The 25,377-nt window shown below is 74.5% G+C and carries 25 protein-coding genes and 1 pseudogene; 14 read left to right on the top strand and 12 right to left on the bottom strand.

Going from position 1 to position 25,377, the window contains the following annotated elements:
- Positions 1-99 precede the first annotated feature (99 nt).
- Both DRB89_RS12685 and DRB89_RS12680 read right to left on the bottom strand, forming a co-directional pair.
- Positions 100-615 carry a hypothetical protein gene (locus tag DRB89_RS12685; RefSeq protein ID WP_112449788.1) on the bottom strand — a complete coding sequence of 172 codons (516 nt, stop codon included), beginning with the start codon at positions 613-615 and terminating at the stop codon, positions 100-102.
- 81 nt (positions 616-696) lie between these two features.
- Entirely contained in the window at positions 697-1,803 is a 1,107-nt protein-coding gene (locus DRB89_RS12680; protein WP_112463273.1) for an NAD(P)/FAD-dependent oxidoreductase, read from the bottom strand.
- A gap of 81 nt (positions 1,804-1,884) precedes the next feature.
- Here DRB89_RS12680 and DRB89_RS12675 point away from each other — a divergent pair, with 81 nt between their 5' ends.
- Both DRB89_RS12675 and DRB89_RS12670 read left to right on the top strand, forming a co-directional pair.
- The gene (locus DRB89_RS12675; RefSeq protein WP_112463272.1) at positions 1,885-2,499 is read left to right on the top strand and encodes a TetR/AcrR family transcriptional regulator; all 615 of its coding nucleotides are present in this window, start codon (positions 1,885-1,887) and stop codon (positions 2,497-2,499) included.
- Entirely contained in the window at positions 2,496-3,476 is a 981-nt protein-coding gene (locus DRB89_RS12670) for an ADP-ribosylglycohydrolase family protein (protein ID WP_112448673.1), read from the top strand. Before DRB89_RS12675 ends, DRB89_RS12670 begins: the two co-directional genes overlap by 4 nt.
- A gap of 35 nt (positions 3,477-3,511) precedes the next feature.
- On the opposite strand, the gene DRB89_RS12665 is transcribed toward DRB89_RS12670, so the two are convergent.
- Positions 3,512-4,306, bottom strand: coding sequence for an aspartate/glutamate racemase family protein (locus DRB89_RS12665; RefSeq protein ID WP_162688555.1), 795 nt, complete (start codon positions 4,304-4,306; stop codon positions 3,512-3,514).
- Positions 4,307-4,496: 190 nt separating this feature from the next.
- Between DRB89_RS12665 and DRB89_RS12660 the strand changes: the two genes are divergently transcribed.
- The 5 genes from DRB89_RS12660 (at position 4,497) to DRB89_RS12640 (ending at position 10,910) form a co-directional block, all read left to right on the top strand.
- Positions 4,497-5,687, top strand: a complete 1,191-nt coding sequence (locus tag DRB89_RS12660) for a glycosyltransferase (RefSeq protein WP_112453401.1) — start codon at positions 4,497-4,499, stop codon at positions 5,685-5,687.
- 255 nt (positions 5,688-5,942) lie between these two features.
- Positions 5,943-6,518 carry a DUF6643 family protein gene (locus DRB89_RS12655; protein WP_112448672.1) on the top strand — a complete coding sequence of 192 codons (576 nt, stop codon included), beginning with the start codon at positions 5,943-5,945 and terminating at the stop codon, positions 6,516-6,518.
- Positions 6,519-6,614: 96 nt separating this feature from the next.
- Complete coding sequence (locus DRB89_RS12650) at positions 6,615-7,439, top strand: MOSC N-terminal beta barrel domain-containing protein (protein ID WP_112448671.1); 825 nt, start codon at positions 6,615-6,617, stop codon at positions 7,437-7,439.
- Between the two features lie 222 nt (positions 7,440-7,661).
- Positions 7,662-8,261 (top strand): hypothetical protein, encoded by a 600-nt coding sequence (locus tag DRB89_RS12645; protein ID WP_239516106.1) that lies wholly within the window; start codon positions 7,662-7,664, stop codon positions 8,259-8,261.
- Between the two features lie 189 nt (positions 8,262-8,450).
- Positions 8,451-10,910: a right-handed parallel beta-helix repeat-containing protein gene (locus tag DRB89_RS12640; RefSeq protein WP_112448670.1), complete on the top strand. Its 2,460-nt coding sequence runs from the start codon at positions 8,451-8,453 to the stop codon at positions 10,908-10,910.
- A 45-nt stretch (positions 10,911-10,955) separates the two neighbouring features.
- Here DRB89_RS12640 and DRB89_RS12635 read toward each other — a convergent pair whose 3' ends face one another.
- Positions 10,956-11,558, bottom strand: a complete 603-nt coding sequence (locus DRB89_RS12635; protein ID WP_112448669.1) for a GNAT family N-acetyltransferase — start codon at positions 11,556-11,558, stop codon at positions 10,956-10,958.
- A gap of 127 nt (positions 11,559-11,685) precedes the next feature.
- Here DRB89_RS12635 and DRB89_RS12630 point away from each other — a divergent pair, with 127 nt between their 5' ends.
- Positions 11,686-12,174 (top strand): SRPBCC family protein, encoded by a 489-nt coding sequence (locus DRB89_RS12630; RefSeq protein WP_112448668.1) that lies wholly within the window; start codon positions 11,686-11,688, stop codon positions 12,172-12,174.
- A gap of 175 nt (positions 12,175-12,349) precedes the next feature.
- On the opposite strand, the gene DRB89_RS12625 is transcribed toward DRB89_RS12630, so the two are convergent.
- Both DRB89_RS12625 and DRB89_RS12620 read right to left on the bottom strand, forming a co-directional pair.
- Complete coding sequence (locus tag DRB89_RS12625) at positions 12,350-13,021, bottom strand: hypothetical protein (protein ID WP_112448667.1); 672 nt, start codon at positions 13,019-13,021, stop codon at positions 12,350-12,352.
- Positions 13,022-13,122: 101 nt separating this feature from the next.
- A complete protein-coding gene (locus tag DRB89_RS12620; RefSeq protein WP_112448666.1) occupies positions 13,123-14,250 on the bottom strand; it encodes a PLP-dependent cysteine synthase family protein in 1,128 nt (375 codons plus the stop codon).
- Positions 14,251-14,479: 229 nt separating this feature from the next.
- Here DRB89_RS12620 and DRB89_RS12615 point away from each other — a divergent pair, with 229 nt between their 5' ends.
- Positions 14,480-15,031 (top strand): ATP-binding protein, encoded by a 552-nt coding sequence (locus tag DRB89_RS12615; RefSeq protein WP_112448665.1) that lies wholly within the window; start codon positions 14,480-14,482, stop codon positions 15,029-15,031.
- Between the two features lie 219 nt (positions 15,032-15,250).
- Here the strand turns inward: DRB89_RS12615 and DRB89_RS12610 are convergent, their stop codons facing one another.
- Together DRB89_RS12610 and DRB89_RS12605 are read right to left on the bottom strand one after the other, a co-directional pair.
- Complete coding sequence (locus tag DRB89_RS12610; protein ID WP_239516105.1) at positions 15,251-16,453, bottom strand: ROK family protein; 1,203 nt, start codon at positions 16,451-16,453, stop codon at positions 15,251-15,253.
- Positions 16,454-16,703: 250 nt separating this feature from the next.
- Positions 16,704-17,402 (bottom strand): annotated as a pseudogene (locus DRB89_RS12605) (alpha-ketoglutarate-dependent dioxygenase AlkB); the annotation flags it as partial.
- Positions 17,403-17,439: 37 nt separating this feature from the next.
- On the opposite strand from DRB89_RS12605, the gene DRB89_RS12600 reads away from it, so the two are divergent.
- A complete protein-coding gene (locus DRB89_RS12600; RefSeq protein WP_112448662.1) occupies positions 17,440-18,186 on the top strand; it encodes a maleylpyruvate isomerase family mycothiol-dependent enzyme in 747 nt (248 codons plus the stop codon).
- A gap of 56 nt (positions 18,187-18,242) precedes the next feature.
- Positions 18,243-18,494, top strand: coding sequence for a DUF6332 family protein (locus DRB89_RS12595; RefSeq protein WP_112448661.1), 252 nt, complete (start codon positions 18,243-18,245; stop codon positions 18,492-18,494).
- 75 nt (positions 18,495-18,569) lie between these two features.
- On the opposite strand, the gene DRB89_RS12590 is transcribed toward DRB89_RS12595, so the two are convergent.
- Positions 18,570-19,571 carry a spherulation-specific family 4 protein gene (locus tag DRB89_RS12590; RefSeq protein WP_239516104.1) on the bottom strand — a complete coding sequence of 334 codons (1,002 nt, stop codon included), beginning with the start codon at positions 19,569-19,571 and terminating at the stop codon, positions 18,570-18,572.
- A 146-nt stretch (positions 19,572-19,717) separates the two neighbouring features.
- Positions 19,718-20,416 (bottom strand): TetR/AcrR family transcriptional regulator, encoded by a 699-nt coding sequence (locus DRB89_RS12585; protein WP_112448660.1) that lies wholly within the window; start codon positions 20,414-20,416, stop codon positions 19,718-19,720.
- Positions 20,417-20,565: 149 nt separating this feature from the next.
- On the opposite strand from DRB89_RS12585, the gene DRB89_RS12580 reads away from it, so the two are divergent.
- Positions 20,566-21,024, top strand: a complete 459-nt coding sequence (locus tag DRB89_RS12580; protein ID WP_112453398.1) for a nitroreductase/quinone reductase family protein — start codon at positions 20,566-20,568, stop codon at positions 21,022-21,024.
- A 71-nt stretch (positions 21,025-21,095) separates the two neighbouring features.
- On the opposite strand, the gene DRB89_RS12575 is transcribed toward DRB89_RS12580, so the two are convergent.
- The gene (locus tag DRB89_RS12575) at positions 21,096-22,355 is read right to left on the bottom strand and encodes a geranylgeranyl reductase family protein (protein ID WP_343234698.1); all 1,260 of its coding nucleotides are present in this window, start codon (positions 22,353-22,355) and stop codon (positions 21,096-21,098) included.
- A 288-nt stretch (positions 22,356-22,643) separates the two neighbouring features.
- On the opposite strand from DRB89_RS12575, the gene DRB89_RS12570 reads away from it, so the two are divergent.
- Both DRB89_RS12570 and DRB89_RS12565 read left to right on the top strand, forming a co-directional pair.
- Positions 22,644-24,008, top strand: a complete 1,365-nt coding sequence (locus DRB89_RS12570) for a dipeptidase (protein WP_112448659.1) — start codon at positions 22,644-22,646, stop codon at positions 24,006-24,008.
- A gap of 148 nt (positions 24,009-24,156) precedes the next feature.
- The gene (locus DRB89_RS12565; RefSeq protein ID WP_112453397.1) at positions 24,157-24,927 is read left to right on the top strand and encodes an MBL fold metallo-hydrolase; all 771 of its coding nucleotides are present in this window, start codon (positions 24,157-24,159) and stop codon (positions 24,925-24,927) included.
- On the opposite strand, the gene DRB89_RS12560 is transcribed toward DRB89_RS12565, so the two are convergent.
- Positions 24,917-25,366: a hypothetical protein gene (locus DRB89_RS12560; protein ID WP_112448658.1), complete on the bottom strand. Its 450-nt coding sequence runs from the start codon at positions 25,364-25,366 to the stop codon at positions 24,917-24,919. The two genes, DRB89_RS12565 and DRB89_RS12560, sit on opposite strands and share 11 nt — an antisense overlap.
- Positions 25,367-25,377 lie beyond the last annotated feature (11 nt).

Here is a 25,377-nt window from a genome sequence, read left to right as displayed (position 1 = left end):
GGGTGATGCGTCGGGTGGCTCGCAGCCCGGGTCGCAGCCCGGGGCGCCGGGTCGGTGCCCGGGCCGGTGCCCGCGCTCGGGTCCCGGCCCGCGTCCGGATCAGTGGGCGAGGGACCGCAGATGGGTGCGGATCACGAGGACCGCGTTCGCGGCGTCGTCCACCGTGACGGTGAAGAGCTTGCCGTCGCCGAGCCTCAGCTCCACGCCCTCGCCGCGCCGCACGATGACGGCGGTGCCCTTCTCGGGGCGCCAGCGGTAGCCCCAGCCGCCCCACTGCTGGGGGGTGATCCGGGGGACGAACTCGGCGGAGGCCACCTCGGCGAGCCGGATCTTCCGGCGCGGCACTCCGATGTGGCCGCAGCGCACTTCCACCGCCTCCGCGTCGACGGTGACGGCGACGTGCACGAAGGCCAGGGTGCCGAAGAGGATCAGCAGGCCCGCGGCGAGGCAGCCGATCACCGCCATGAGCAGCGCGACGATGCCGACGTCCCCGGCGTGGTCCACGGCCAGCTCGACGCCGAGGGCGAGGCAGGCCGCACCGGCCGCGGCGAGCAGCCACTGCACGCGGTTGGAGGCCCGGCCAGTCCAGAGCGGACCCGGGGGGTGAACCGTCATGTGTAGCAGCGTACTCACGTTCCCCCCGCACGCCACCGCCCTCGCCCGCCCGGGTCCGGCGGCGAGCCGCGGACCACCCCCCTAGCTGGGGAGGAGGCCGACGAGCGCGTCCCGCAAGGCCGGGCGGCGGGCCGTCATGAAGCGGTGCAGGGTCCTGGAGCCGAGGGCCACCCGCTGGGCGCTGCGGCGGCGCTCACCGTCGTACGCGCGCAGCGCGGCGGGCAGGCCACCGGGTCCGTGGGCGGCGACGGCCCGGGCCAGCGCTTCGGCGTCGAGGAGCGCGGTGCACGCGCCCTGGCCGAGGTTCAGGGTCATGGCGTGCGCCGCGTCGCCGACCAGCGCGACGGGCCCGTGTCCGGCCGTGCGGGTGAAGGAGGGCAGCGCCGGGTGGAGGTGGCGCATCGGGTAGCGGATCCAGGTCTGCGGGTCGGTGTCGGCGAGCACGCGCGGGATCGGGTCGTGCCAGTCGGCGAAGGCGGCCCGCAGTTCCCGCGCGGTGGTGGCCCCGGGGACGGTGGCGTACCAGTTGGTGCGGCCGGGCTCGACGGGGGTCATCCCGAAGAAGCGGCCGCGGCCCCAGGTCTCGCCGTAGACGCCGGTCTCGAATCCGGCGATGCCGATCCAGGCCGCCTCGGCGAGCTCGCGCGGGGCGCTGGCCGCGCCGAAGCGGGCGGCGCGGACCGCACTGTTGATGCCGTCGGCGCCGACGAGCAGGTCGGCGCCGCCCGGGGCCCCGGGATCGTAGGGGCACCCGTACGCGATGTCCGTGCCGCCGAGCCGGTCGAGCTCGGCGAGCAGCGCGTCGATCAGGTGGGGGCGGGACACGAGGAGTTCGGGCCGGCCCGCCTTGCGCTCGATCCGCTCGAGCGGGAGCGCGGCCAGCACCCGGCCGTCGGGACGCCGGATCCGCGCGTCCCGGTACGGGACCGCCCGCTCCCGGAGCGCGGCGCCGAGACCGAGCCGGTCCAGGGCCGACTGGGCGGTGGGGTGGATGCCGAAGGCGGTTCCGTAGCGCTCCGGCGCGGCCCGGCGCTCGAGGACGGTCACCGTCCATCCGGCGCGGCGCAGGCCGATGGCGGTGGCGAGCCCGCCGACCCCGGCGCCGACGACGAGCGCCGAGCCCCCGTCCGAACCGGCGTCCGAACCGGCGTCCGCTCCCGCTTCCGCACCCGCCGCACTCGTGTCCATGGCGCACCCCTCACCCCGTCACCAACCACCACAGCCGTGGTGCTACACCTGTGGTACCACGGACGTGGTTAGGCTGGCAACGTGAACCAGGACCGAAGGGACCGGCTGCGGGACGCGGCCGTCGTGGTGCTCGCCGGGGCGGGCGGGCGGGGGCTGACGCACCGGGCCGTCGACGCGGCGGCCGATGTGCCGCTCGGCACGGCCAAGAACTACTTCCCGACCCGGGACGCCCTGCTGCGCGCGGTCGCCGAGCGCTGCCTGGAGCGGTACCGGGCCCTCGCCGGACTGCTCGCGGGCTCCGGCTCCGGACCCGCCGACCGGGCCGCGCTCGCGGCGCTGCTCGCCGGACTGCTGCGCGACGCGGCCGGGCCGGGGAGGCCGCGGGTCGTGGCGTACCTGGAGCTCCAGGCCGAGGCGACCCGGCGGCCGTGGCTGGCCGCGCTGCTGGACCCGATCGCGGCCGCGGACTTCGCCGCGTACGGCCATCTGCTGCGCACCGCCGGACTGCCGGCCGGGCCGGAGCGGGCGAGCGCCCTCACCCTCGCCCTGCACGGCGCGGTGTCCCACCTGCTGACCGGGGCGCCGGACACGCTGGCCGCGGCCGGGCTGGACGACCTGGACTCCTTCGCCCGCGGCCTCCTGGCCCGTGTGTGCCCCGAACCCCACGAACACGACGAGCACGAGGAGCACTCATGACCACGCGGCTCGACCGCGCCGTCGGAGCAGTCATCGGCTCGGCGGCCGGCGACGCGCTCGGCGCTCCCTACGAGTTCGGCCCCGCCGGGCAGCTGGCCGCGCGCGGCCAGGAGATGTGCGGGGGCGGCGGCTGGGATCCGGGCGAGGCGACCGACGACACGCAGATGGCGGTGCTGGTGGCCGAGTCCCTGCTGGAGTGCGGCGGGCTCGAACTCTCCGACGTCTTCGGCCGGTTCCGGCGCTGGGCGGCGGGCGACCCCAAGGACATCGGTCTGCAGACGGAAGACGTGCTGACGAACGGCGAGCCCTGGAACCTGGCCGCCGCCCTGCACTTCCAGATCAACGCGCGGGCGGCGGGCAACGGTTCGCTGATGCGGGCCTCGACCTCGGCGGTGTACTTCGCCCCGTCGGGGCGGGAGTCGACCATGGACGCCGCCCGGCGGATCGCCGCGCTCACCCACGGCGACCGGGCCGCCTGGGAGGGCACGGCCGTCCTCCATGAGCTCGTACGCGTGGCCCTGGACGGGGACGATCCGCTGGCGGCCCTCCCGGCGACGCTGGAGGAGGTGCACCCGAAGCACCGCGAGCGGTACGCCCGGGTCCTCGCCCCGGACTGGCACCCGGACCTGGCCACCGAGTTCAACGGCGCGGTCTGGCCCTGCCTGGGCTCGGCGGTGTGGGCGCTGCGCACCACGACGGGCTTCGCCGAGGCCGTACGGGCCGCCGTGGACCTCGGCGGTGACACCGACACGGTGGCGGCGGTCACCGGCGTCCTGGCCGGGGCCCGGTACGGCCGGGCGGCGGTTCCGGAGGCCTGGACGGCACCGCTGCACGTGCCCCTGCCCGGCTTCGGGAACCGTGTCCTGGACGCGGCCGACCTACAGGACCTGGCCCGGCGCCTCGCGGAGGCCGGAGCGGCCCGGGTGGCGGCGGACGGGGCGGACCGGGCGGACGGGGCGCACTGGGCGGACGGGTGACCGGGTCGCACTGAGCCGGGACGCCCGCAGCCGGGTCATCCCCGGACCGCTGCGCTCCGGCCGGCGAGGAGGCGGCCCTCGGCGTATCCGAGGGCGGCCCCGGGAAGCGCGCCGGGGCGGCCGCTGAGCAGGACGGTCAGGCCGCCGGTGCGCGGCAGGCCGGGCTCGGGCCGGGCGCCGAGCCGGCGCAGCGCCTGGACGGCGACGGGCTCGGCGGAGCCGTGGAACACCAACGCGGCGCCCCCGGTGCGGCGGTCCAGGGCGGCCCGGATCGCAGCCTCGACCAGCTCGTAGTGCGTGCAGCCGAGCACCACGTCGGTGACGTCGGCCGGGGTCAGCGCGGCGGCCGCGGCGACGGCCCGTACGACGGCGGCCTCGTCCCCTGCCTCCACGGCGTCGGCCAGACCCGGGCAGGGCACCTCGGTGACGCGCGCCCCGTCGGCGAAGTCGCGGATCAGGCCCCGCTGGTAGGGGCTGCCGGTGGTGGCCGGGGTGGCCCAGATGGCCACGCGGCCCCCGGCGGCCGCGGCGGGCTTGATCGCCGGCACGGTCCCGATGACGGGGATGCCGGGTTCCAGCTCGGCGCGCAGCGCGGGCAGTGCGTGCACGGAGGCGGTGTTGCAGGCGACGATCAGCGCGTCCGGCCGGTGCGCGGCGGCGGCGCGCGCGACGGCGAGCGCCCGGCCGGTGAGGTCCTGCGGGGTCCGCGGCCCCCAGGGCATCCCGTCGGGGTCGCAGGACAGCACCAGCTCGGCGTCCGGGCGCAGCCTCCGCGTCGCGGCGGCCGCCGCGAGGAGGCCGATGCCGGAGTCCATCAGGGCGATCTTCACCTCGTCACCTTAATCGATGCCCCGACCCGGCCCGGGGCGGCGGCACCGCGGGCTCCGCGCACCCGCGCGCCGAAGACGGCCGAAGACGGCCGCAGACAGCCGAGGACAGCCGAGGACAGCGGTGTTCCGACACGTCACGTCCGGCGATTCCCGGCACCGCACGCCCGGCCGTTCCCGGCACACTGCCGGAATGGGTCTCCTCCTCGCCGCGGCCTGCGCGGCGCTCGTCGTCTGGCTCTGGCTCACCTTCGGCCAGGGCATGTTCTGGCGGACCGACACCCGGCTGCCGCCCCGGCACGCACCCGCGCACTGGCCGTCCGTCGCGATCATCGTCCCGGCCAGGGACGAGGCGCAGGTGCTGCCGCTGAGCCTGCCCTCGCTGCTCGCGCAGGACTATCCCGGCGAGGCCGAGGTCGTCCTCGTGGACGACGGGAGCACGGACGGCACGGCCGACCTCGCCCGGCGGCTCGCGCTCGCGCATCCCGGGCTCCCCCTGACCGTCGTCTCCCCCGGCGAGCCCGGCCCCGGCTGGACCGGCAAGCTCTGGGCGCTGCGCCACGGCATCGAGTACGCCCGTACCGCGCACACCTCCCCCGGCGGCGCTCCCGCCGAGCCCGACTTCCTCCTCCTCACCGACGCCGACATCGCCCACGAGCCCGACAGCCTGCGCGAGCTGGTCGCCGCCGCGACGACGGCCGGCCTCGACCTCGTCTCGCAGATGGCCCGGCTGCGTGCCGTCGGCGTCTGGGAGCGGCTGATCGTCCCCGCTTTCGTGTACTTCTTCGCGCAGCTCTACCCCTTCCGCTGGATCAACCGTCCGGGCTCCCGCACCGCGGCCGCCGCCGGCGGGTGCGTCCTGTTGCGCACCGGGGCGGCCGTGCGGGCCGGGGTGCCGGACTCGATCCGCCAGGCGGTCATCGACGACGTCTCGCTCGCCCGCGCGGTCCAGCGCACCGGCGGGCGGATCTGGCTCGGCCTCGCGGAGCGGGTGGACAGCGTGCGCCCGTACACCTCCCTCGCGGACCTGTGGCGGATGGTCTCGCGCAGCGCCTACGCGCAACTGCGCCACCAGCCCGCGCTCCTGGCCGGGACGGTGGCCGGGCTGGCCCTCGTCTACCTCGTGCCGCCCGCCGCCCTGTTCGCCGGACTGGCCGCGGGCCGGCCCGATGTCGCCTGGGCCGGCGGCCTGGCCTGGCTGCTGATGACCGCCACCTACGTGCCGATGCTGCGCTACTACCGCCAACCGCTCGCGCTCGCGCCGCTGCTCCCGCTCACCGCGCTGCTCTACCTCCTGATGACCCTCGACTCCGCCGTGCAGCACTACCGCGGACGCGGAGCGGCATGGAAAGGCCGTACCTATGCCCGCCCCGGCGACGCCTGAAACCGGTCGTCCCCACCCGAAACCATGTCATCCGAGGTCACCAGTTTGTGACTCTCTGTCAGGACGCCGCGGGACGCCTCCGGCCCCGCACCCAACCGGTGAGTACGAGTAGGCGCAAGACGGGGTGGAAGTGACGAATCGTGCACGTGAAGAAGAAGTGAAACCTGTGGCCCTGACCTGCGAATATGCAGGTCAGGGCGGTGTTGGGGGCACCTCGCTATGGACCCGGTGAAGTCGTGGGCTTAACTTAGGTCCATGACCTCCCCCCGCTCCACTTATGGCGGCGGTTACTACTCCGCGCCCTCCTTCCCGGACACCCCTATCTACGACTCCCTCGTCGCCGAACGCGGCACTCCGCAGATCGCCCCGATCCGGGTCCCGGCCGCCTACGACTCGCCGAGTTCCGGCTACTCGAGCGGTGGGTACCTCCCGGCTCTGCCGTCCGCCCTGCCCGCGCTGCCGGCCGCGCTCCCGCCGGCCGTCTCGCAGCAGCACGGCCAGGTCCCGGCGTACGGCTACCCGTACCAGCAGCAGTCCGCTCCGCAGCCGATGCCGCAGATGGCCCAGATGACCCAAATGGGGCAGATGCAGCAGCCGATGCCGCTCCAGCAGGCTCCCGCGCCGTACATCCCTCAGCAGCAGTTCGCGGCGCGCACGGGTTACGTCCCGCAGCCCCAGCCGCAGCAGCCCCGCCCGGTCGCCACGGGCACCGGCTACGAGGCGATGCGCCCGGCCGCGCCGCGTCCGATGCAGGCGCAGCCCGCGCCCGTCCCGGCCGCCTCGTACGAGGACCCGTACGGCCGTCCGTACCAGCAGGGGCGCGGGTACTGACCGGCGCGCTCGCGGCGAGCGCTCCGACGAACGCTTCGACGAGGTCGCCGTGGAGGTCCCGGCGGAAGCACTGAGGGCGAATGGCAGTATGCCCTCATGTCGAAATTGCACGTCCGGGCGCTCCACGTCCACCCCGTGAAATCGGTGGCGGGGACGGCTCCCCACGAGGTGGCCGTGGAGCCCTGGGGTCTGGCAGGAGACCGCCGGTGGGCCGTGGTGGACGGCGAGGGTGCGGTCATCACCCAACGGCAGCAGCCGAGGCTGGCTTTGGCGAGCGCCCGTCCGCTGGGGGGCGGCGGGATCGCGCTGTCGGCACCGGGCATGGCGGACCTGACGGTGGAGGTGCCGGAGCCGGGGCCGCTGGAGCCGGTGGTGCTCTTCGGCAAGAAGGTCGAGACCGTGGCCGCGGCGAGCGCCGCGGCCGACTGGTTCACCGCGTACCTCGGGGTGCCGGCGCGCTTGGCGCACTTGGACGATCCGGCCGGCCGGCGGCCCGTGGATCCCGCTTACGCCCTGCCCGGGGAGACCGTGAGCCTGGCCGACGGCTACCCGCTGCTGCTCACCACCCTGGCCTCGTTGGACGCGCTCAACGAGCTGATCTCCCAGGGGGACCATCCGGACGAGGGTCCGCTCCCGATGAACCGCTTCCGCCCGAACGTGGTGGTCTCCGGAGCCGAGGCGTGGGCCGAGGACGGCTGGCTGCGCATCGCGATCGGCGACGCCGTCTTCCGCGGGGTGCGCGAGTGCGGGCGCTGCGTGGTCACGACCACCGACCAGGTGACGGCGGCGCGCGGCAAGGAACCGCTCAAGACGCTGGCCAGGCACCGGCGGATCGGGAAGTCGCTGGCTTTCGGGCGGCTGCTGGTGCCGTTGCGCCTCGGCACGGTTCGCGTCGGCGACGAGGTCCGCGTCCTGGAGTGAGGGCCGGTGAGCCCACCCGGAATGACACCTTCGGGGGGCTCTCGCTAATCCCTGGAACCAACCACCGTGAACTGCCCGTTGGATCATTCGAGACGCGTGCGCCGCACCTGGTGACACATGTCTCGCGAGTCCCGGAATGCGCTCGACCAGGGCATGCGGGAGGGTAGGACCAGACAGGCGGAGACTGGCACAAGTTGGGGGAGCCGGACCGTGCGGACAGCAATGGGTGTGTGGCGTTGGCGGCTCAATCCGCTGCGCCGCAGGACTGATTTCATCGAGGCGTGGGTGGCGTTCGCCGCCGTGGTGTGCGTCCTGGTCGTGGCGCCGGCCGTCGGCTGGGCCGCGGGCGTGCGGGTGGACGGCACGCTGCAGCGGGCCGCGCGCGAACAGCGGCACGAGCGCTACCTCGTACCGGCGGTGGTGGTCCGGCCGGCCCCGGAGCCGGCCGCGGGGGCGGCCACCGATCCGGGGGCGCAGCGGCAGAATCCGCAGCGTTCGCAGATCGTCGCGTCGTGGACCGCGCCCGACGGCAGCAGCCACCAGGGGACGGTTCCGGCCGCGGAGGAACCGCCGCACCCCGGGGAGCGGTTCCGGATATGGACCGACACGCACGGCCGGCTGGTGGGGCAGCCGCTGGACCCGGCGTCGGCGAGTTTCCACGCGGGGGCCGCGGGCCTCGCGGCCGCACTCGTGATCGCCGCTCTGGTGGAGACCGTTCGCCGCCTTGTCGTACGAAGGCTCATGCATCGGCGGTACATGCGGCTGGACCGCGCGTGGGCCGCGGCGGGACCGGACTGGGGCCGGGCGGGCGCGGGCAGCTGACCTGGCAACTCACCGGCCCCGCGCGCGCTACGGTGGAGCGGACCGGAGCACGAACGGCCCGGTACGCCGAGGGACCGGCGCGCACGGACGGCACACACCGGGCGGCACACACCGGACGGCACACACCGGCCGGTCCGCGCCGGCCGGGACAGTCAGACGCGAACACGAGGGTGGGGGCACGACAGCACCATGGCTCAGGGCACGGTCCAGGTGACGCACGGCGGGACCTCGCGGTGGCGTCGCCGCTCCGGGGATTATCCGACGCTGACGGCCGCGCTCGCCGCGGCGGGCGACGGCGACGTCCTGTCCATCGCGCCCGGCACCTACCGGGAGAACCTGGTGCTGCGGCACGCCGTGACCCTGCGCGGGCCGGAGGGCTCGGTGGGCTCGGTGCGGATCGCGCCGCTCGACGGGGTCGCGCTGACCATCCGCGCCTCGGCCGTCGTCCAGGACCTCCACCTGGAGGGCCAGGACCGCACCGCGCCCGCGCTGCTCGTCGAGGACGGCTCCCCCGAACTCACCGACCTGCGGGTGAGCACCCGATCGGCGGCCGGCATCGAGGTCCGCGGCAGCGGGGCCCGCCCGCTGGTCCGGCGCTGCACGGTGGAGAATCCGGCCGGGGTCGGAATCGCCGTACTGGACGGCGGCGGCGGGGTGTTCGAGGAGTGCGAGGTGGTGGCCGCCGGGCAGACCGGGGTCTCGGTGCGCGGGGGCGGCCGCCCCCGGCTGGAGCGCTGCCGGATCCACCACGCCACGGGCGCGGGCATCGGGGTGACCGGCGACGGTTCGGGCCTGGAGGCCCTCGGCTGCGAGGTCTACGAGATCAAGGGCGCCGGCGTGCAGATCGCCGCGCGGGCCACGGCCGTGCTCACCGACTGCTCGGTGCACCGCACCACGGCCGACGGGGTCACCCTCGACACGGACGCCGTGCTCACCCTCGCCGGCTGCGACATCCACGACATCCCGGAGAACGCGGTGGACCTGCGCTCCCGTTCCGTGCTGACGCTCAGCCGCACCACGGTCCGCCGCTTCGGCCGCAACGGCCTGTCGGTGTGGGACCCGGGCACCCGCGTCGTCGCCGAGTCCTGCGAGATCCACGACAGCACGGGCGACTATCCCGCCGTCTGGATCAGCGACGGCGCCAGCGCCTCGCTGGACTCCTGCCGCGTGCACGACGTACCGGACGCGCTGTTCGTCCTGGACCGGGGTTCGCGCGCCGACGTCGTGGACAGCGACCTCTCCCAGGTGCGCAACACCGCCGTCTCCGTGAGCGACGGGGCCACCGCCCAGCTCGACGACTGCCGGATCCGGGAGGCGGCGACCGGGGCCTGGTTCCGCGACCACGGCAGCGGCGGCACCCTCGCCAACTGCACCATCGACTCCGTCCAGACCGGTGTGATCGTCACCAAGGGCGCCGATCCCGCGCTGGAGCGGTGCACGGTCAGCTCTCCCGCCGAGGCCGGGTTCTACGTCTCGGCGGGCGGGCGCGGCACCTTCACCGCGTGCCGGGTGACGGGCAGCTCCGGCTTCGGGTTCCACGTCATCGACGGCTGCCGCACCAGCCTGAACCGCTGCCACACCGAGCGCTGCGCGCGCGGCGGGTACGAGTTCGCCGAGGACGGCCCGGTCGCCGAGGAGTGCACGAGCGACGAGTCGGGTCCCCGCCTCGCCGCGCAGTCGGCCTCCGGCGCGGGGGCGGCGGCCTCCGGTGAGCGCGCGGGGATCCGTACGGTCTCGGCCGCGCAGAGCCCCGTAGGACCCTCGGCGGCGGAGCGGACGGCGCTGCCGGCCCAGCGGCCCGCCGACGAGGCGGACCCGGCCGGCGACGGGACGGCGACGGGGCGCGGTTCCGGCGAGGTGCTGGGGCAGCTCGACGCGCTGGTGGGCCTGGACAGCGTCAAGCGCGAGGTCCGCGCGCTCACCGACATGATCGAGGTGGGCCGCAGGCGCCAGCGGGCGGGCCTCAAGGCGGCCTCCGTCCGCCGCCACCTGGTCTTCACCGGCTCCCCCGGCACCGGCAAGACGACCGTGGCCCGGCTGTACGGGGAGATCCTGGCCTCCCTCGGGGTCCTGGAGCGCGGACACCTGGTGGAGGTCTCCCGGGTGGACCTGGTCGGCGAGCACATCGGGTCCACCGCGATCCGCACCCAGGAGGCCTTCGACCGGGCGCGCGGCGGGGTGCTGTTCATCGACGAGGCGTACGCGCTGGCTCCCGAGGACTCCGGCCGCGACTTCGGGCGCGAGGCCATCGACACGCTGGTGAAGCTGATGGAGGACCACCGGGAGGCGGTGGTGGTGATCGTGGCCGGGTACACGGCGGAGATGGACCGCTTCCTGACCGTCAACCCGGGGGTCGCCTCGCGCTTCTCCCGGACCATCACCTTCGGGGACTACGGGCCCGAGGAGTTGCTGCGGATCGTGGAGCAGCAGTCCGAGGAACACGAGTACCTCCTCGGCGAGAAGACCTCCGAAGCGCTGCTGGCGTACTTCACGGACCTGCCCAAGGGGCCGGCCTTCGGCAACGGCCGCACCGCCCGCCAGACCTTCGAGTCGATGGTCGAGCGGCACGCGGGGCGGGTGGCGCAGCTGTCGGAGCCGAGTACGGAGGACCTCACCCTGCTGTTCCCGGCGGACCTCCCGGAGCTCTGACGGGGCGCCCGCGCACAGCGCGGGTGGCCCGTCAGAGCCAGGCGCTCACCGCCCGGAGCCCGGGCGCAGGTCCCGGCGCATGCACACGCGGGGCCAGCGGTCGAGGCCGTGCACGGCCTCCCGGTCGCGGATGTCGCGCAGACCGGTCCCCAGGCCGCTGTCGTCCAGGATCCGGAAGCCGCAGCGGGCGTAGTACGGGGCGTTCCACGGGACGTCGGTGAAGGTCGTGAGCGTCAGGGCGGGGGCGCCCTCGGCCGCGGCCCGCTCCGCCAGGTGCTCCAGCAGTGACCGCCCGATGCGGCGGTGCGCGCGGTCGGGATGCACCGACACCTGCTCGACGTGCAGGTTGCCGTCGACCCGGTCGGCGATGAGGTAGCCGACCGGAGTGCCCTCGCCCGTCCCGTGGGCCGCGCCCGTGCTGTCGGCTGTGACCGTCCCGTCGGTCGCGCCTGTCTCCTCGGCCGTGCCCGTCCCCTCGGCCGCGACCCAGACCAGGCCGGCCCGCCGGTAGCCGAGGAGTTCCTCCAGTGGGAGCGGTTCGTCGTCGGCGATCTCCGGCATGCCGATGGCCCGGAAGCACTCCCCCGCGGCCCGCTCGATGTCCTGCAGGAGGGACAGTTCGTCGATGTGCGCTGCTCTGATAAGCATGCACCGCATTGTCCCGGCCGGGGCCGGGTCCGCGAAACGGCTCGGACACCCCGCCGGGGACATCTGACGGACCGCCAGCTAGGGTGGCAGCCCGCCGGATGCCCGCCGCAACCCTGGGAGTTACGCCATGGCCCGCCGACTGCGCCCCGTGGGGCTGGACTTCATCGAGGACGCCCCCGTACGCCTGGCGTTCGCCGCCCGGATCACGGCGGCACCCGAGACCGTGTACCGGGCACTGGCCGAGGAGCTGGAGGGCTGGCCGAGCTGGTTCCGGGCGGTCACCCTGGCCCGGCCGACGCACGGGGGCGCGGGGCGCGAGATCAAGCTGATGGGCGGGGTCCGGTTCCAGGAGACGATCATGGCCGCCGATCCGGAGCAGCGCTACGCGTACCGCGTCGACGAGACCAACGCCCCGGGCATGCGGGCCCTGTTGGAGGAATGGCGGCTGACCCCCTCCGGCTCCGGAACGCACGTGAGGTGGACCTTCGCGACGGACGGGACGGCCCCGTACCGGTTCGGCGTCGCCGCCGCCCGCCCGGGCCTCGGCCACTCCTTCCGCACGGCGGTCCGCGCGCTGGACCGGCGGCTGGCGGAGCGCAGCGGGGCGGACCAGTAGCGGATCAGTAGCGGATCACTGGCCGCAGGGGCCTCGGCCGACGGTCACGTCGACCGCAGGGTTCGCTTCGGCGAGGTCCCCGTGGCCGCCGGTCCGCCTCTGGGGACGGACAGGGAGAGGTGGCCGGCGCCCAGGAAGTTGGCGATCGACACCAGCGCCACGGCCCTGTCACGGATCAGATCGCGGGGTGCCGCGCGGCCAGGTCCCCGTAGCCTCCCGCCGACCAGACCCAGGTCCGGAACTCCTGCAGGCCCATGGCCCGTTCGCCGGCGAAGTGGACCGTGCCGCACCGGCCGCAGTACCAGCCCTGCGCCCAGACCCGGTCGGCGGCCGCCCGTCCCGGTTCGGTCCGGCGGCGCCAGACCCGTACGGTCCGGCCGGCCGTGACGATCATGGCGACGCCCACCAGCAGCGAGACCCCGGAGAGCACTCCCACCCACGTCTGGGGCGGGTCGACCACGAAGTGGCCGCCGCCGGCCTCGGCGACGAACCGGGTGGCCGCCCCGCGGTCGAACCACTTCCCCTGGACCGCTCCCCAGATGAACGTGCCGATCGACACGAGGACGAGGACCATGCCGAAGCAGCCCGTGGCGCCGTTGGCCGGCGCCTCCGGGGCGATCGCGAGGGCCTCGCCCAGCGCCGAGTTCACCTCGCGGGTCGTGACCTTGTGGTCCTCGCCGCCCCCGCTGTCCTCCCGGAGCTCGGCCTTGGCCCCCAGGTACGCGGCGGGCACGCCCAGCACCTGGTCCTCCCGGCCGCACCGGGGGCAGGCCAACGACCGCTCCCCGGGCGGTGCTTCGCCGCCACCACCGCCACCGACGCCGACGCCGTCCGTGATCTCCGCCATGGCTCCCCGCCCCCGTACCCGCGCCGCGCCGCACGGTGCCGCGCCGTGCCCAAAGTCCGCACAGCGTAGCCAGCGGACCGGGGCCCGGCCAGAGGAAACCTTTACGCAGAGGGCTCGCGCCACACCCCGGTCGCCAGCATCGTCTCGAGCGTCAGCGCGTACGGCGCGAGGTCGAGCCCCTGCGCCGCGACCCACGCGTCGGAGTAGTACTTGTCCAAGTAGCGGTCGCCCGGGTCGCAGAGCAGGGTGACGACGCTGCCGGTGCGGCCCTCCGCCACCATCTCCGCGATGATCTTCAGCGCGCTCCACACTCCCGTACCGGTGGATCCGCCCGCCTTGCGGCCGATCACCGTCTCCAGCGCGCGGCACGCCGCGATGCTCGCCGCGTCCGGGACCCGCATCATGCGATCGATGGCGCCGGGGACGAAGCTCGGCTCCATCCGCGGCCGGCCGATGCCCTCGATGCGCGATCCGCAGTCGCTCGTCGCGTGCGGGTCGCCGTTGGTCCAGCCGTCGAAGAAGCAGGAGTTCTCCGGGTCCGGGACGCAGATGCGGGTGTCGTGCTGCATGTAGTGCACGTAGCGCGCGATGGTCGCGGAGGTGCCGCCGGTGCCGGCCGTGGCCACGATCCACGCGGGCTCGGGGTAGCGCTCCAGGCGCAGCTGCTGGTACATCGATTCCGCGATGTTGTTGTTGCCCCGCCAGTCGGTCGCGCGCTCCGCGTACGTGAACTGGTCCATGTAGTGACCGCCGGTCCGGGCGGCGAGCTCCGCGGCCTCCTCGTACATCTTCATCGAGTCGTCGACGAAGTGGCACTCGCCCCCGTGGAACTCGATGAGCCGGCACTTCTCGGGGCTCGTCGTCCGCGGCATCACGGCGATGAACGGGACGCCGATCAGCTTGGCGAAGTACGCCTCCGAGACCGCGGTGGAGCCGGACGAGGCCTCGATGACGGGGCGCCCGGGGCGGATCCAGCCGTTGCACAGGGCGTAGAGGAACAGCGAGCGGGCGAGGCGGTGCTTGAGGGAGCCCGTCGGGTGCGTGGACTCGTCCTTGAGGTAGAGGTCGATGCCCCAGGCCTCGGGGAGCGGGAAGCGCAGCAGGTGGGTGTCGGCGGACCGGTTGGCGTCGGCCTGGACCTTGCGGACGGCCTCCTTCAGCCAGGCGCGGTAGTCCGCGTCGCTGCGGTCGACGTCGATGGTCGTTGCGGTCGTACCGGTGGTGCTCATGCGCCGTGCTCCTTCGTACTTCCCGATGTCCCGAGTGTTTCCAGGGGTGCGTATCGCCACCGCCCGCTTTCGCAATGTACCCCGCTCACCTGCACAAACAGTCACTTTGGGTATCCATGCGAATCCCTTTCGATCGCATTCGGTTGCACACGGGCGCACAGTGGGTGACCCTGGGGAGGTGTCACCGAGGGTGCAGCACCCGTAACACTGATGTCGGGGAGTCGCAGCCGTGATCAGTCATTCCCGCAGGCACTGCGTGGTGGAACTGCAGGCCCTGCCCTTGCGGATCGGACAGATCCGCCGAATCGTTTCCGCACAGCTGCGCCACTGGCAGCTCGATCCACTCATCGACCGGGCCGCACTCGGTGTGACGGAGCTGCTCAGCAACGTGCACCGCCACGCGCAGCCGGACAAGACCTGCACGGTCGAGATCGAGCTCCGCCTCGGCCGGCTGACGGTCTCCGTCTACGACAGCGATCCGCGCCTCCCGGTGCTCCGCGCCGTCGAGGCCGGATCCCTGGAGACCTCCGGACGCGGGCTCGCGCTCGTGGAGGCCGTCAGCGAGGCATGGGGGGCGCGGCAGCAGGCCGACTGCCCGGGCAAGGTGGTGTGGTTCTCCCTGCGCGCGGCGCCGGGACCGGCCGCGCCGGCCCGCCACCCGGTGATCCTGGCCGACAGGCCCGTACGGGGACCAGCGCCGGCCCCGCTCGTCGCGGTCACCCCCGAGCCCGTCTCCGCCGCCCTGTCGGCGGCGGCGCCGGTCGGCGCGCGGCCCGGGTAGGGGGTGTGTCTCGGGGTCTCCGTGGAAGAAGGAGCGGGCTCTGGTGCGTGCGATCGCAAGGCGCCGGGATGTCCTGGTGGCGCGGAGCTACTCGGACATTGCGGCAACGCGGCGAGCGTGCGCGCCAGAGCCCGCGACGCCACGGAGACCCGAGACACACCCCCTCAGGCTCCGCCCGGCCGGAGCGCTCCCGCGCCGCCCGGCGGGGCGGGCGACCGGTCAGGCCGCCGCGCCCAGGGTCCCGAGCGGGTCGTCCAGGACGGGCTGCCACGCCAGCTCGGCGGCGCCGACCAGGCTGTTGTGGTCGAGCGTGCAGGGCAGGATCGGCACGCCTCCGCTGCGCCCCCACAGGCTGCGGTCCGCGACCACCGCGCGCAGCCGCTCGGGGTCGGCGTGGAGCAGTTCGCGGTGGAGTCCGCCGAGGATGATCCGGTCCGGATTCAGGATGTTCACCAGGCCCGCGAGGCCCAGCCCGAGCCGGTCGATCAGTTCCTCCACGGCCGCCCGTACGCCCGGATCCGCGGACTCCTCGCGCAGCAGGTCGCGGGCCTGCTGGAGCAGCGAGACCTCGGGTCCCGGGGTGCGCCCGGCAGCGGTGAGGAAGGCCAGCGGATCGGCCTCCACGTCGAGGCAGCCGCGACTGCCGCAGTGGCAGGGACGCCCCTCCGGATTGACGGTGAGGTGGCCGACCTCCAGGGCCAGGCCCGAACTCCCGCTGTGCAGGCGCCCGTCCAGGACGAGCGCCCCGCCGACACCTCGGTGCCCGGTGGCCACGCACAGCAGGTGCTGCGCGCTGCGGCCGGCGCCGTGGCGGTGCTCGGCGAGCGCGGCGAGGTTGACGTCGTTGCCGGTCAGCGCCGGGCCGTCGATGCCGGCGGCCTTCACCTGCTCGGCGAAGATGGCCCGGACGGGGGAACCGGCCGGCCAGGCAAGGTGCAGCGGGTTCAGTGCCGTGCCCTCCGGTTCAGCGACCGCCGAAGGCACCGCGAGCCCGGCTCCGATGCAGCGCCGGCCGGTCTGCGCGAGCAGCGCGGCCCCGGCTTCGACGACCGCGCCGAGCACCTGCGCGGGGTCCGCGGAGACCGGCACCCGGCCGGGCGCGGTGGCCACGATCCGGCCGCCGAGGCCGACCAGGGCGGCCCGGAAGCCGTCCGAGTGCACCTGCGCGGCCAGTGCCACCGGGCCGTCCTCGTCCACGGAGAGCCGGTGCGAGGGGCGGCCCTGGGCTCCGCCGGCCCCGCCGGGGCGGGAGTCGACGCGGATCAGGCCGAGCGCCTCCAGTTCCGCGGCGACGGCTCCGGCGGTGGCGCGGGTGACGCCGAGTTCGGCGGTGAGGACGGCGCGGGTCGGGGCCCGGCCGGTGTGGACGAGCTCCAGCGCCGGGCCGAGCGCGCCGCGACCCCGCTCCAGCTTGGTCCGCACGGAGCCGGCGTACGCGACCGGGGCCGGGGCCACGGCCGGGGCGGTCGACGCTGCCGGTGCCGGCGCGGCCGTCCCCTCGGTCCTGTCCGTACCGTCAGTCCTGGCCGTCCCCTCGGCCCTGGCCGTACCGTCAGCCCCGTCGGTCCCAGCGGACACCGTGGTCACATCCCCCACCCGCGGCGGGGCCCCGTTGCCGTTCATGACAGCGATCCTCGCATGATCGGAGCCCCTGGGACGCCGCCTGCCGGCCGAGCCCGCCGACCCGGAGTGTGATGTTCAGCCGCCCGGTCAGCCCGAGGCCGGGCGGAGCGGTCCCGGGAAGGACCTTCGGCACCCCGTGATAGGCCCGTCGGACCGGTCCGCCGAAGACGAACAGATCCCCGTTGCGCAGCTCAACGTCCCGATACGGACGCCCTCGCGAGGCCGTGTTTCCGAAGCGGAAGAGGCATGGATCACCCAGGCTGAACGAGACCACCGGGGCCTCGGAGCGCTCCTCGGCGTCGCGGTGCATGCCCATGCGGGAGTCGCCGTCGTAGAAGTTGACCAGCGCGATGTCGTAGGTGTCGTAGGTGCCGCAGGTGTCACAGGTGCCGTACGCGGAGCCGGGGCCCGGGGCCTTCCCGTACGCGGCGGTCACGGCGTCCCGCCCCAGCCGCGCGAGCCACTCGGGCATCGGCTTGACCGGCGTCCCGTCCCCGTCGACGGCGGTGGGCGCGTACCCGTACGGATACCAGTGCAGCCCGAGGCACACCTGCCGCGCGGTCATCGTGCCGCCGCCCGGCGTGCGCACGGTGCGCAGCCCGGCGGGCGGCCGGGCCCAGGCGCGGCAGGCGTCCACCAACTCCCTCTGCAGGGAGGGTTCCAGCCAGTCCGGCAGGTGCACGGCGCCCGGAGCGACCTCGGTCCGCTCGCGCGGGAAGAGCTCGCCCGCGAAGAGTTCCCCGTCCATGCCCTCCATTGTCCGCCCCTGCTGGCAGACTCCCGCCATGGAGATCACCGACTACGTGAAGACCGTGGCCCGCGAGGGCGAGGCGCTGGCCGAGGCCGCCGAACGGGCCGGTACGGACGCCGTGGTGCCCACCTGCCCCGAGTGGCGGGTCGCCGATCTGCTGCGGCACACCGGTTCGGTGCACCGCTGGGCCACCGGATACGTGGCGGAGGGCCGCAGCGAGCGCGTGCCGCTCCCGGTCGCGCCGGAGGTGGCGGGCGCGGAGCTGCTGGCCTGGTTCCGCGAGGGCCACGCGGCGCTGGTGCGGACGCTGGCCGGGGCGCCGGCCGATGTGGAGTGCTGGACCTTCCTGCCGACGGCCCCGCCGTCGCCGCTGGCGTTCTGGGCCCGGCGCCAGGCCCATGAGACCACCGTGCACCGGATGGACGCGGAGGCCGCGCTGGGCAGGGCGTTCGGGGCGGTGCTGCCCGGGTTCGCGGAGGACGGGGTGGACGAGCTGCTGACCGGTTTCCACGCGCGGCCGAAGAGCCGGGTGCGGACGCCCGAGCCGCGGGTGCTGCGGGTGCGTGCCGCCGACACGGGCGCGGTGTGGACCGTACACCTGTCCACGGGGCCGGCCCGGACGGTGCGGGGCGAGGTGGAAGGGGAGGCGGCCGACTGCACGCTCGCCGGCGAGGCGGCCTGGCTGTACACGGCGCTGTGGAACCGGGTGCCGCTCACCGGGCCGGGTGTGACGGGTGACGCGGAGCTGGCCCGGCTCTGGGCGGAGACGGCCGGAATCTGAACGGCGGCCCGGCGCCGCCCTTGTGGCGGTGCGCCACACGCTGTGACACTGCGCGCATGGGGCGACGCAGTCAGGCGGACCGGGACGCGGTCACCATCGAGATCGTCTACGCGTTCGTCAGCGGCGGCCTCGCGGCCGCGCTCACCTTCGCGGCGGTGTACGGCCCGGCCCTGGCCTTCGACCTCTCCCCCGGCACCGGCCGCACCCTGGCGGCGGCGGGCGGCGCGCTGGCCGGCACGGTCTTCCTGCTCCGGGTGACGCACCTGCTGTGGCGCTTCTCCCGCCGCCCGGAGAACGACGGCCGCTAGGCCTGTCGTCGAAGTGGGGCCCGGGCCGCGACGGCCGGGGTCGCGACAGCCGGGCCCGCGATGGCCGGGGTCGCCTCAGCCCAGGGTGGACGCGTACGCCGTCTGGGAGCGGAACTTCCAACCGGGCCGCGCGTTCCAGGGGTTCGGCATCTCCGCGCTGGTGGCGTAGGCGTAGCCGGCTCCGCGCTCGAAGGCGGTGCGCAGGGTGGCGCGCATCGCGGCGGCGTCCGGGACGTCGTGGACGAGGTGCCAGAACGCGGTGCCGCTCGGGTCGAGTTCGGCGCCCGCGCGATAGCCGGTGAGGCCGTTGAACACGTTGCCGCCGAGCCAACCGCCGCCGGTGTACGCCGCGTGGGTGTCCTCGTAGGTGACGAAGACGTCGGCGGTGCGGTGGCCGGGCTCCAGGTAGCAGTCGGCGATGGCCGTACCGGGGTTGTTGACGACCAGGTCCGGGGTGCCGGGGGCGGCCGCCTCCATGGTGTCCTGGACGTAGCGGCGCAGTTCCGCGTAGTGGTCGCGGGTGGCATTGGCCGGGCCGCAGTCACGGCTGACGACGTCGAAGAAGATGCCGTCCACATGGAGGCGGCCGTCGGGAGTCTTCAGGTAGTTGTCGACGGAGGCCTTGACGGCGGCGGCGTCCCGGTTGCCGTGGTCGGTGTGGACGTAGCCGAGCACCTTGGTCTTCTCGCCGGTGGCGGTGGTCCCGGCGCGCAGGGCGTCGGCGCGGGCCCGCCAGGGGGCGTCGAACGGGGAGTCGCCGTTGCCCGGGTTGAGGACGACGACGGAGGCGGCCGGGCCGGTGGCCGTGAGTTCGACGAGCATCGGGTCGTCGGCCCAGACGTAGGCGGGTACGGCTATCTCCAGGCCCCGTACGCCCGGTCTGCGGGGTGTCGGGATCACTTGGGGGGCCGGGGCCTGGTCCTGACCCCGGGTCACGGTCTCGGCCTGGGCCGGTGCGGGGGCGGCGGTGGCCGACGGGGCCCGGCCCGAGCTCGCCGAAGCGGTGACGGCGGGCGCCGGCGCGGCCAGTAAGAGGGTCGCGAGGACGGCGTAGACGGCCTTCGCGGCACGGGTCATGACTGCTCCTCGAGCGACGACGGGACGACGGGGCGGCGCGACGACGGGGGCGCGACCCGAGGAACACTAGACGGACCGCCGGGCCCGCCAGAGCCGAATCCTCTGCTTCGGTATGAGGAACTGACAAGCGAACAATCGCGGCCCCGTCACACGGCGGACAGCCCCACTCCGTGCGCCAACTGCCCGGCGGCGTGCGCGAAGAACGCCTCCCGGTCCTCGACGACCCGGGCGAACTGGCCGAACACCTCGAAGGAGACCAGCCCGAAGAGCTGCGCCCAGGCCGCGACCAGGGCGGCGGCGACCTCGGGGGGCAGCCCTGCGGCGAAGTCCTCGACCATCCGGACGGCTTCGGGGCGCAGCTCGGCGGGGAGCGGCGGGAGGGCGACGCCCCGGCCCTCGTAGGCGGCGCGGACGATGCCAATGAGGGCGTTGCCGACGCGCGAGGCGGGGCCGATGGTGTCCAGGGGTGCGGTGTAGCCGGGGACCGGTGAGCCGTAGATGAGCGCGTACTCGTGCGGGTGCTCCAGCGCCCAGGCGCGGACGGCCTCACAGACCGCGATCCAGCGCGCGCGGGGCCCGGAGCCGGCGGCGAGGGCCCGGGCGTCGACCGCCTCGGCGGCGGCGCCGACGCTGTCGTAGGCGTCGACGATGAGGGCGGTGAGCAGCTCGTCGCGGCTGGGGAAGTAGCGGTAGAGGGCGGAGGAGACCATGCCCAGCTCGCGGGCGACGGCGCGCAGCGAGAGCTTGGCCGCGCCCTCGGCCGCGAGCGCGCGGCGCGCCTCGTCCTTGATGGCGGCGGTGACTTCGATGCGGGCCCGCTCGCGGGCCCCTCGCACGGTGCTCATGGACGTCAGTGTGGCACGGAGCGAGAGCAGCGCCCAAAAACTGGATCACCGATCCATTCAGAGAGCACTGCTCTTGCTTTGGATCGCCGACCCGTGCACACTGATCTCAAGCGAGAGCAGTGCTCTCCCACATATCCTCGGAGGCCGTCATGAACGCGTCCAAGCCGTACTACATCCAGGCCGGCCCGGTCGGTGTCCGCTTCAACGCCCTCCTCGGCAAGCTCGCCCGGATCGGCATCAGCCTGGCCGGTACGGCCGAGCTGTCGGTGCGCGGCCGCACCTCCGGCCAGATGCAGCGGATTCCGGTGAACCCCCACACCCAGGACGGCGAGCAGTACCTGGTCTCCGCCCGGGGCCACTCGCAGTGGGTGCGCAACATGCGGGCGGCGGGCGGCGGCGAGCTCCGGGTGGGCCGCAAGGTGCGCAGCTTCACCGTCACCGAACTCACCGACCCCGCCGAGCAGGCCGTGGTCCTTCGCGGCTACCTGAAGAAGTGGGGCTGGGAGGTCAACCGGTTCTTCAACGGCGTCACCGCGGACTCCTCCGAGTCCGAGCTCCGCGCGGCCGCGGCCGACCACCCGGTCTTCCGCATCACGGTCACCGGCTGACCGGCGACAGCGACCGTCGACGGCCGACAGCCGTCCGCTGACCGCCGTCCGCCGTCCGCCGTCCGCCGGTCTCAGCCCCGGGCCCCTCCCTGATCGGCGCCCGCGCCCGCAGCCTCGTCCGGGCCCGGGCCCCCGCCCGCGCCCTCGCCCCGGCTCCGCGCCTGCCTGGCGTCGAGCAGGTGCAGCGCCTTGCGCGCCAGCGGGTACGTACGCACCATGTCGGCCAGGGTCATCGAGCCGCGCGTGATCCGGGCGAAGGCCAGCCAGGCCGGCCGGAAGCCGGTGATCACCGCGTGCAGGAGTCCCGGCTTGGCCTCGAAGACCGTCAGCATCCGCTTGCCGACGCCCATCTCCACACCCAGCCCGGCCTTGACCGCGAAGGCGTAGTTGAGCGCCTGGCGGCGCGCGTCCACCGCGTCCTGCGCCTCGGAGACCTTCACCGCCCACTCCCCGGCGAGCCGGCCCGAGCGCAGCGCGAAGGAGATGCCCTCGCGCGTCCACGGCTCCAGCAGCCCGGCCGCGTCGCCGGCGACCAGCACCCGGCCGCGCGAGAGCGGCGAGCCCGGCTTGCGGCAGCGGGTCAAGTGCCCCGAGGAGACGGCCGGTTCGAAGCCGGCCAGACCCAGCCGGGCGATGAAGTCGTCCAGGTACCGCTTGGTCGCGGCGCCCTCCCCCTTCGCCGAGATGACCCCGACGGTGAGGGTGTCGCCCTTGGGGAAGACCCAGCCGTAGCTGCCGGGGAGCGGGCCCCAGTCGATGAGGACCCGGCCCTTCCAGTCCTCGGCGACCGTGGCGGGCACCGGGATCTCCGCCTCCAGGCCGAGGTCGACCTGGTCCATCTCGACCCCCACGTGGGCGCCGATCCGGCTCGCGCTGCCGTCCGCGCCGACCACGGCCCGCGCCAGCACGGTCTCGCCGTCGGCCAGGACCACGGCGACGGTGCGCCGGTCGGGCACGGAGGCCCCGTGCTGCTCGACCCGCGCCACGGCCGTACCCGTACGGACCGTCGCGCCCGCCTTCTCCGCCTCGGCGACCAGCGCCGCGTCGAACTCGGGCCGGTTGATCAGGCCGAACAGCATCTGCTTGGAACGCCGCGTCCGGGCGAACTTCCCGTCCAGCGAGAAGGTGACCGCGTGGATGCGGTCCTTGAACGGCAGTACGAAGCCCGGCGGCAGGGCGTCGCGCGAGGGGCCGATGATGCCTCCGCCGCAGGTCTTGTACCGGGGCAGTTCCGCCTTCTCCAGCAGCAGGACGCGCCGCCCGGCGGCCGCCGCCGCGTGCGCCGCCGAGGACCCGGCCGGCCCGGCCCCGACCACGACCACGTCCCACACCTCGCCGGTCCCCCCGGCCACCTCCGCGTCCGTGTGCTCGGCGGCCTGTCCTGCCGCCGCGTCGCGTACGTCGCCGTTGTCGCTCTCGTCGCTGCTCACGATGTGCTGCTGCTCCTGATCCTGCGGTTCACGCCGTTGCTCCGATGCCGGGGAAATCCTACGGCGCGAGACCGCCTGCCCCGTTGTGCGAGGATCGAGACAGTCTTTCGCCGTACTCCGCATACGCCCACCCCGCGAATGCGGGACGCGTACACGTACACCAACGTCGCACCCAAGAGGAGCGTGCCCATGCCGTCTCATCCGATCGCCGAGACCGTCGCCTCGCTGATGCCCCGCGCCAAGCAGGAGCTGTCCGAGCTGGTGGCTTTCCAGTCGGTGGCGGACTGGGCACAGTTCCCCAAGAGCGAGAGCGAGGCCGCGGCGAACTGGGTGGCCGACGCGCTGCGCGCCGAGGGCTTCCAGGACGTGGCGCTCCTCGACACCCCCGACGACACCCAGTCGGTGTACGGCTACCTGCCCGGTCCCGCGGGCGCGCCGACCGTGCTGCTGTACGCGCACTACGACGTGCAGCCCCCGCTGGACGACCCGGCCTGGGTCTCCCCGGCCTTCGAGCTGACCGAGCGCGACGGGCGCTGGTACGGGCGCGGTACGGCCGACTGCAAGGGCGGGTTCATCCTGCACCTGCTCGCGCTGCGCGCCCTGAAGGCCAACGGCGGTGTGCCGGTGGGCGTCAAGGTGATCGTCGAGGGCTCGGAGGAGCAGGGCACGGGCGGTCTGCAGCAGTACGCGACGGCCCACCCCGAACTGCTGGCCGCCGACGCCGTCGTGATCGGCGACGCGGGCAACTTCCGCAAGGGCCTGCCGACGGTCACGGCGACCCTGCGCGGGATGGCCCTGCTGAAGGTCAGGATCGACACCCTGGCGGGCAACCTGCACTCCGGCATGTTCGGCGGCGCCGCCCCGGACGCGATGGCCGCGCTGATCCAGCTGCTGGCCTCGCTGCGCTCGGCGGACGGTTCGACCACGGTGGACGGGCTCTCCTCGGACACGGTGTGGGAGGGGCTCCAGTACCCGGAGGCCGACTTCCGTGCCGACGCGAAGGTACTGGACGGGGTCGAGCTGATCGGCGGGGGCACCATCGCCGACCGGCTGTGGGCCCGGCCCGCGGTCACCGTGCTGGCCATCGACTCCCCGCCGCTGGTCGGCGCGACCCCGTCGGTGCACGCGAGCGCGGGCGCGCTGGTGAGCCTGCGGGTGCCGCCGGGCGTGGACACGGCGCAGGCCATCAAGCTGCTGGAGGCGCACCTGGTGGCGCACACCCCGTGGCAGGCCCGCCTGGAGCTCGAAGTCGTCGGCCAGGGGCAGCCGTTCCAGGCGGACACCGACAGCCCGGCGTACGCGTCGATGGCGAAGGCCATGGAGGCGGCGTACCCCGGCCAGGAGATGCAGATCAGCGGCATGGGCGGATCGATCCCCCTGTGCAACACGCTGACCTCGCTGTACCCGGACGCGGAGATGCTGCTGATCGGGCTGAGCGAGCCCGAGGCGCAGATCCACGCGGTGAACGAGAGCGTCTCCCCGGAGGAGTTGGAGCGCCTCTCGGTCACCGAGGCACTGTTCCTCGTCAACTACGCCGAGTCCAAGCGGGCCTGACGCCGGCCGGCGGATCCTGCCGGCGGTCGACCGAAGACCGCCGGCAGGATCCGCCGGGGGTCCGCATGGGGTCCGCCGGGGGCGAACTCCGCTTCCGGCGTATCGCCGCCCTCCGCGGGATCGGCCCGGTTACGTTCGGGGGATGGACCTGGATCTCGTCGAAGTCATCCCCGAACGGCTCCACATGCTCCGCTTCCGCATCGGCCAGGCCTATCTCTGGCGCGACGGGGCGGACCTGACCCTGATCGACGCGGGCCACGCCGAGTCGGCGGCCGCGATCGAGGACGCCATACGCTCCCTCGGGTTGCGGCCCGAACGGCTGGAGCGGATCGTCCTGACCCACTGCCACCGCGACCACGTCGGCGCGGCGGGCGAACTCGCCGCCCGCTGGGGCGCGCAGGTGCTGGCGCACCGGCTGGACGCACCGGTGGTCCGCGGCGAGCAGCCGGTCCCCGAGCCGGTGCTGCTGGACTGGGAACTGCCGCTGTACGCACACGGCTTGACGGTGTCCGAGGCCCCGCCGACCCGTGTGGACCGGGAGCTCTCGGACGGCGAGGTACTCACCTTCGGCGGCGGCGCCGTCGTCGTCCACTCCCCGGGCCACACCCCCGGCAGCATCGCGGTCCATCTGCCCGCGCACGGAGTGCTGTTCACGGGTGACTGCGTCGCCGGAGTCGGCCGGGTGATGCTGGGCGTCTTCAACGTGGACCGCGCCGAGGCCGTCGCCTCCTTCCGCCGGCTGGCCGGGCTGTCCCCGTCGGTGGCCTGCTTCGGCCACGGCGACCCCCTGACCGAGGACACGGCCGCCACCCTCCGCTCGGCGGCGAAGGCGACCGACGCAGCCGCGACGGAAGCCCCGGACGCCCCGGACGCGGGCTCCTCCGCCACGGCCGCCTCCGGCCCGCCGGTCACAGCCTGAACAGCACTCCGCGCCATGTCCAGCCCGCGCCGATGACCGCGGCCCGCAGGGGGTTCCTCATCTCCCGCGGGTCGACGCGCAACGTCTCGACCCGGCGGCGACGGCCGTCCGGCCCCCGCTCGTACGTCCACTGCCGCGACACCGTCGTCGTCGGCCCCCGGCCGTACTCGCGCGTCACCCCGTCCCACTGCTCGTCGACGGCCCGTACCTCGCGCCGCGCCGGGACCAGGCGCATCCGGGTCCTGAGCCTCAGGTCCAGCCCCCGGACGTGCCACTCCGCCACCAGGTCGGCGCGCTCCCCGGGCGTGCCCTCGCGCACCGCGTACGGCACGCCCGGTCCGTTGATCGCGAGCAGCACGGTGCGTACCGCCGCCGCGGAGAGCGGTGCCGCACCGGCGCGGGGACCGCTCGTGCCGGTCAGTCTGTCGAAGAGGCCCATCGGATCATCCT

Origin of the sequence: Streptomyces sp. ICC4, from assembly GCF_003287915.1 — a bacterium.
Lineage (GTDB): Bacteria > Actinomycetota > Actinomycetes > Streptomycetales > Streptomycetaceae > Streptomyces > Streptomyces tritrimontium.
Note: the sequence above shows the minus strand (reverse complement) of the source record. Positions and strands in the feature narration are given on the sequence as shown.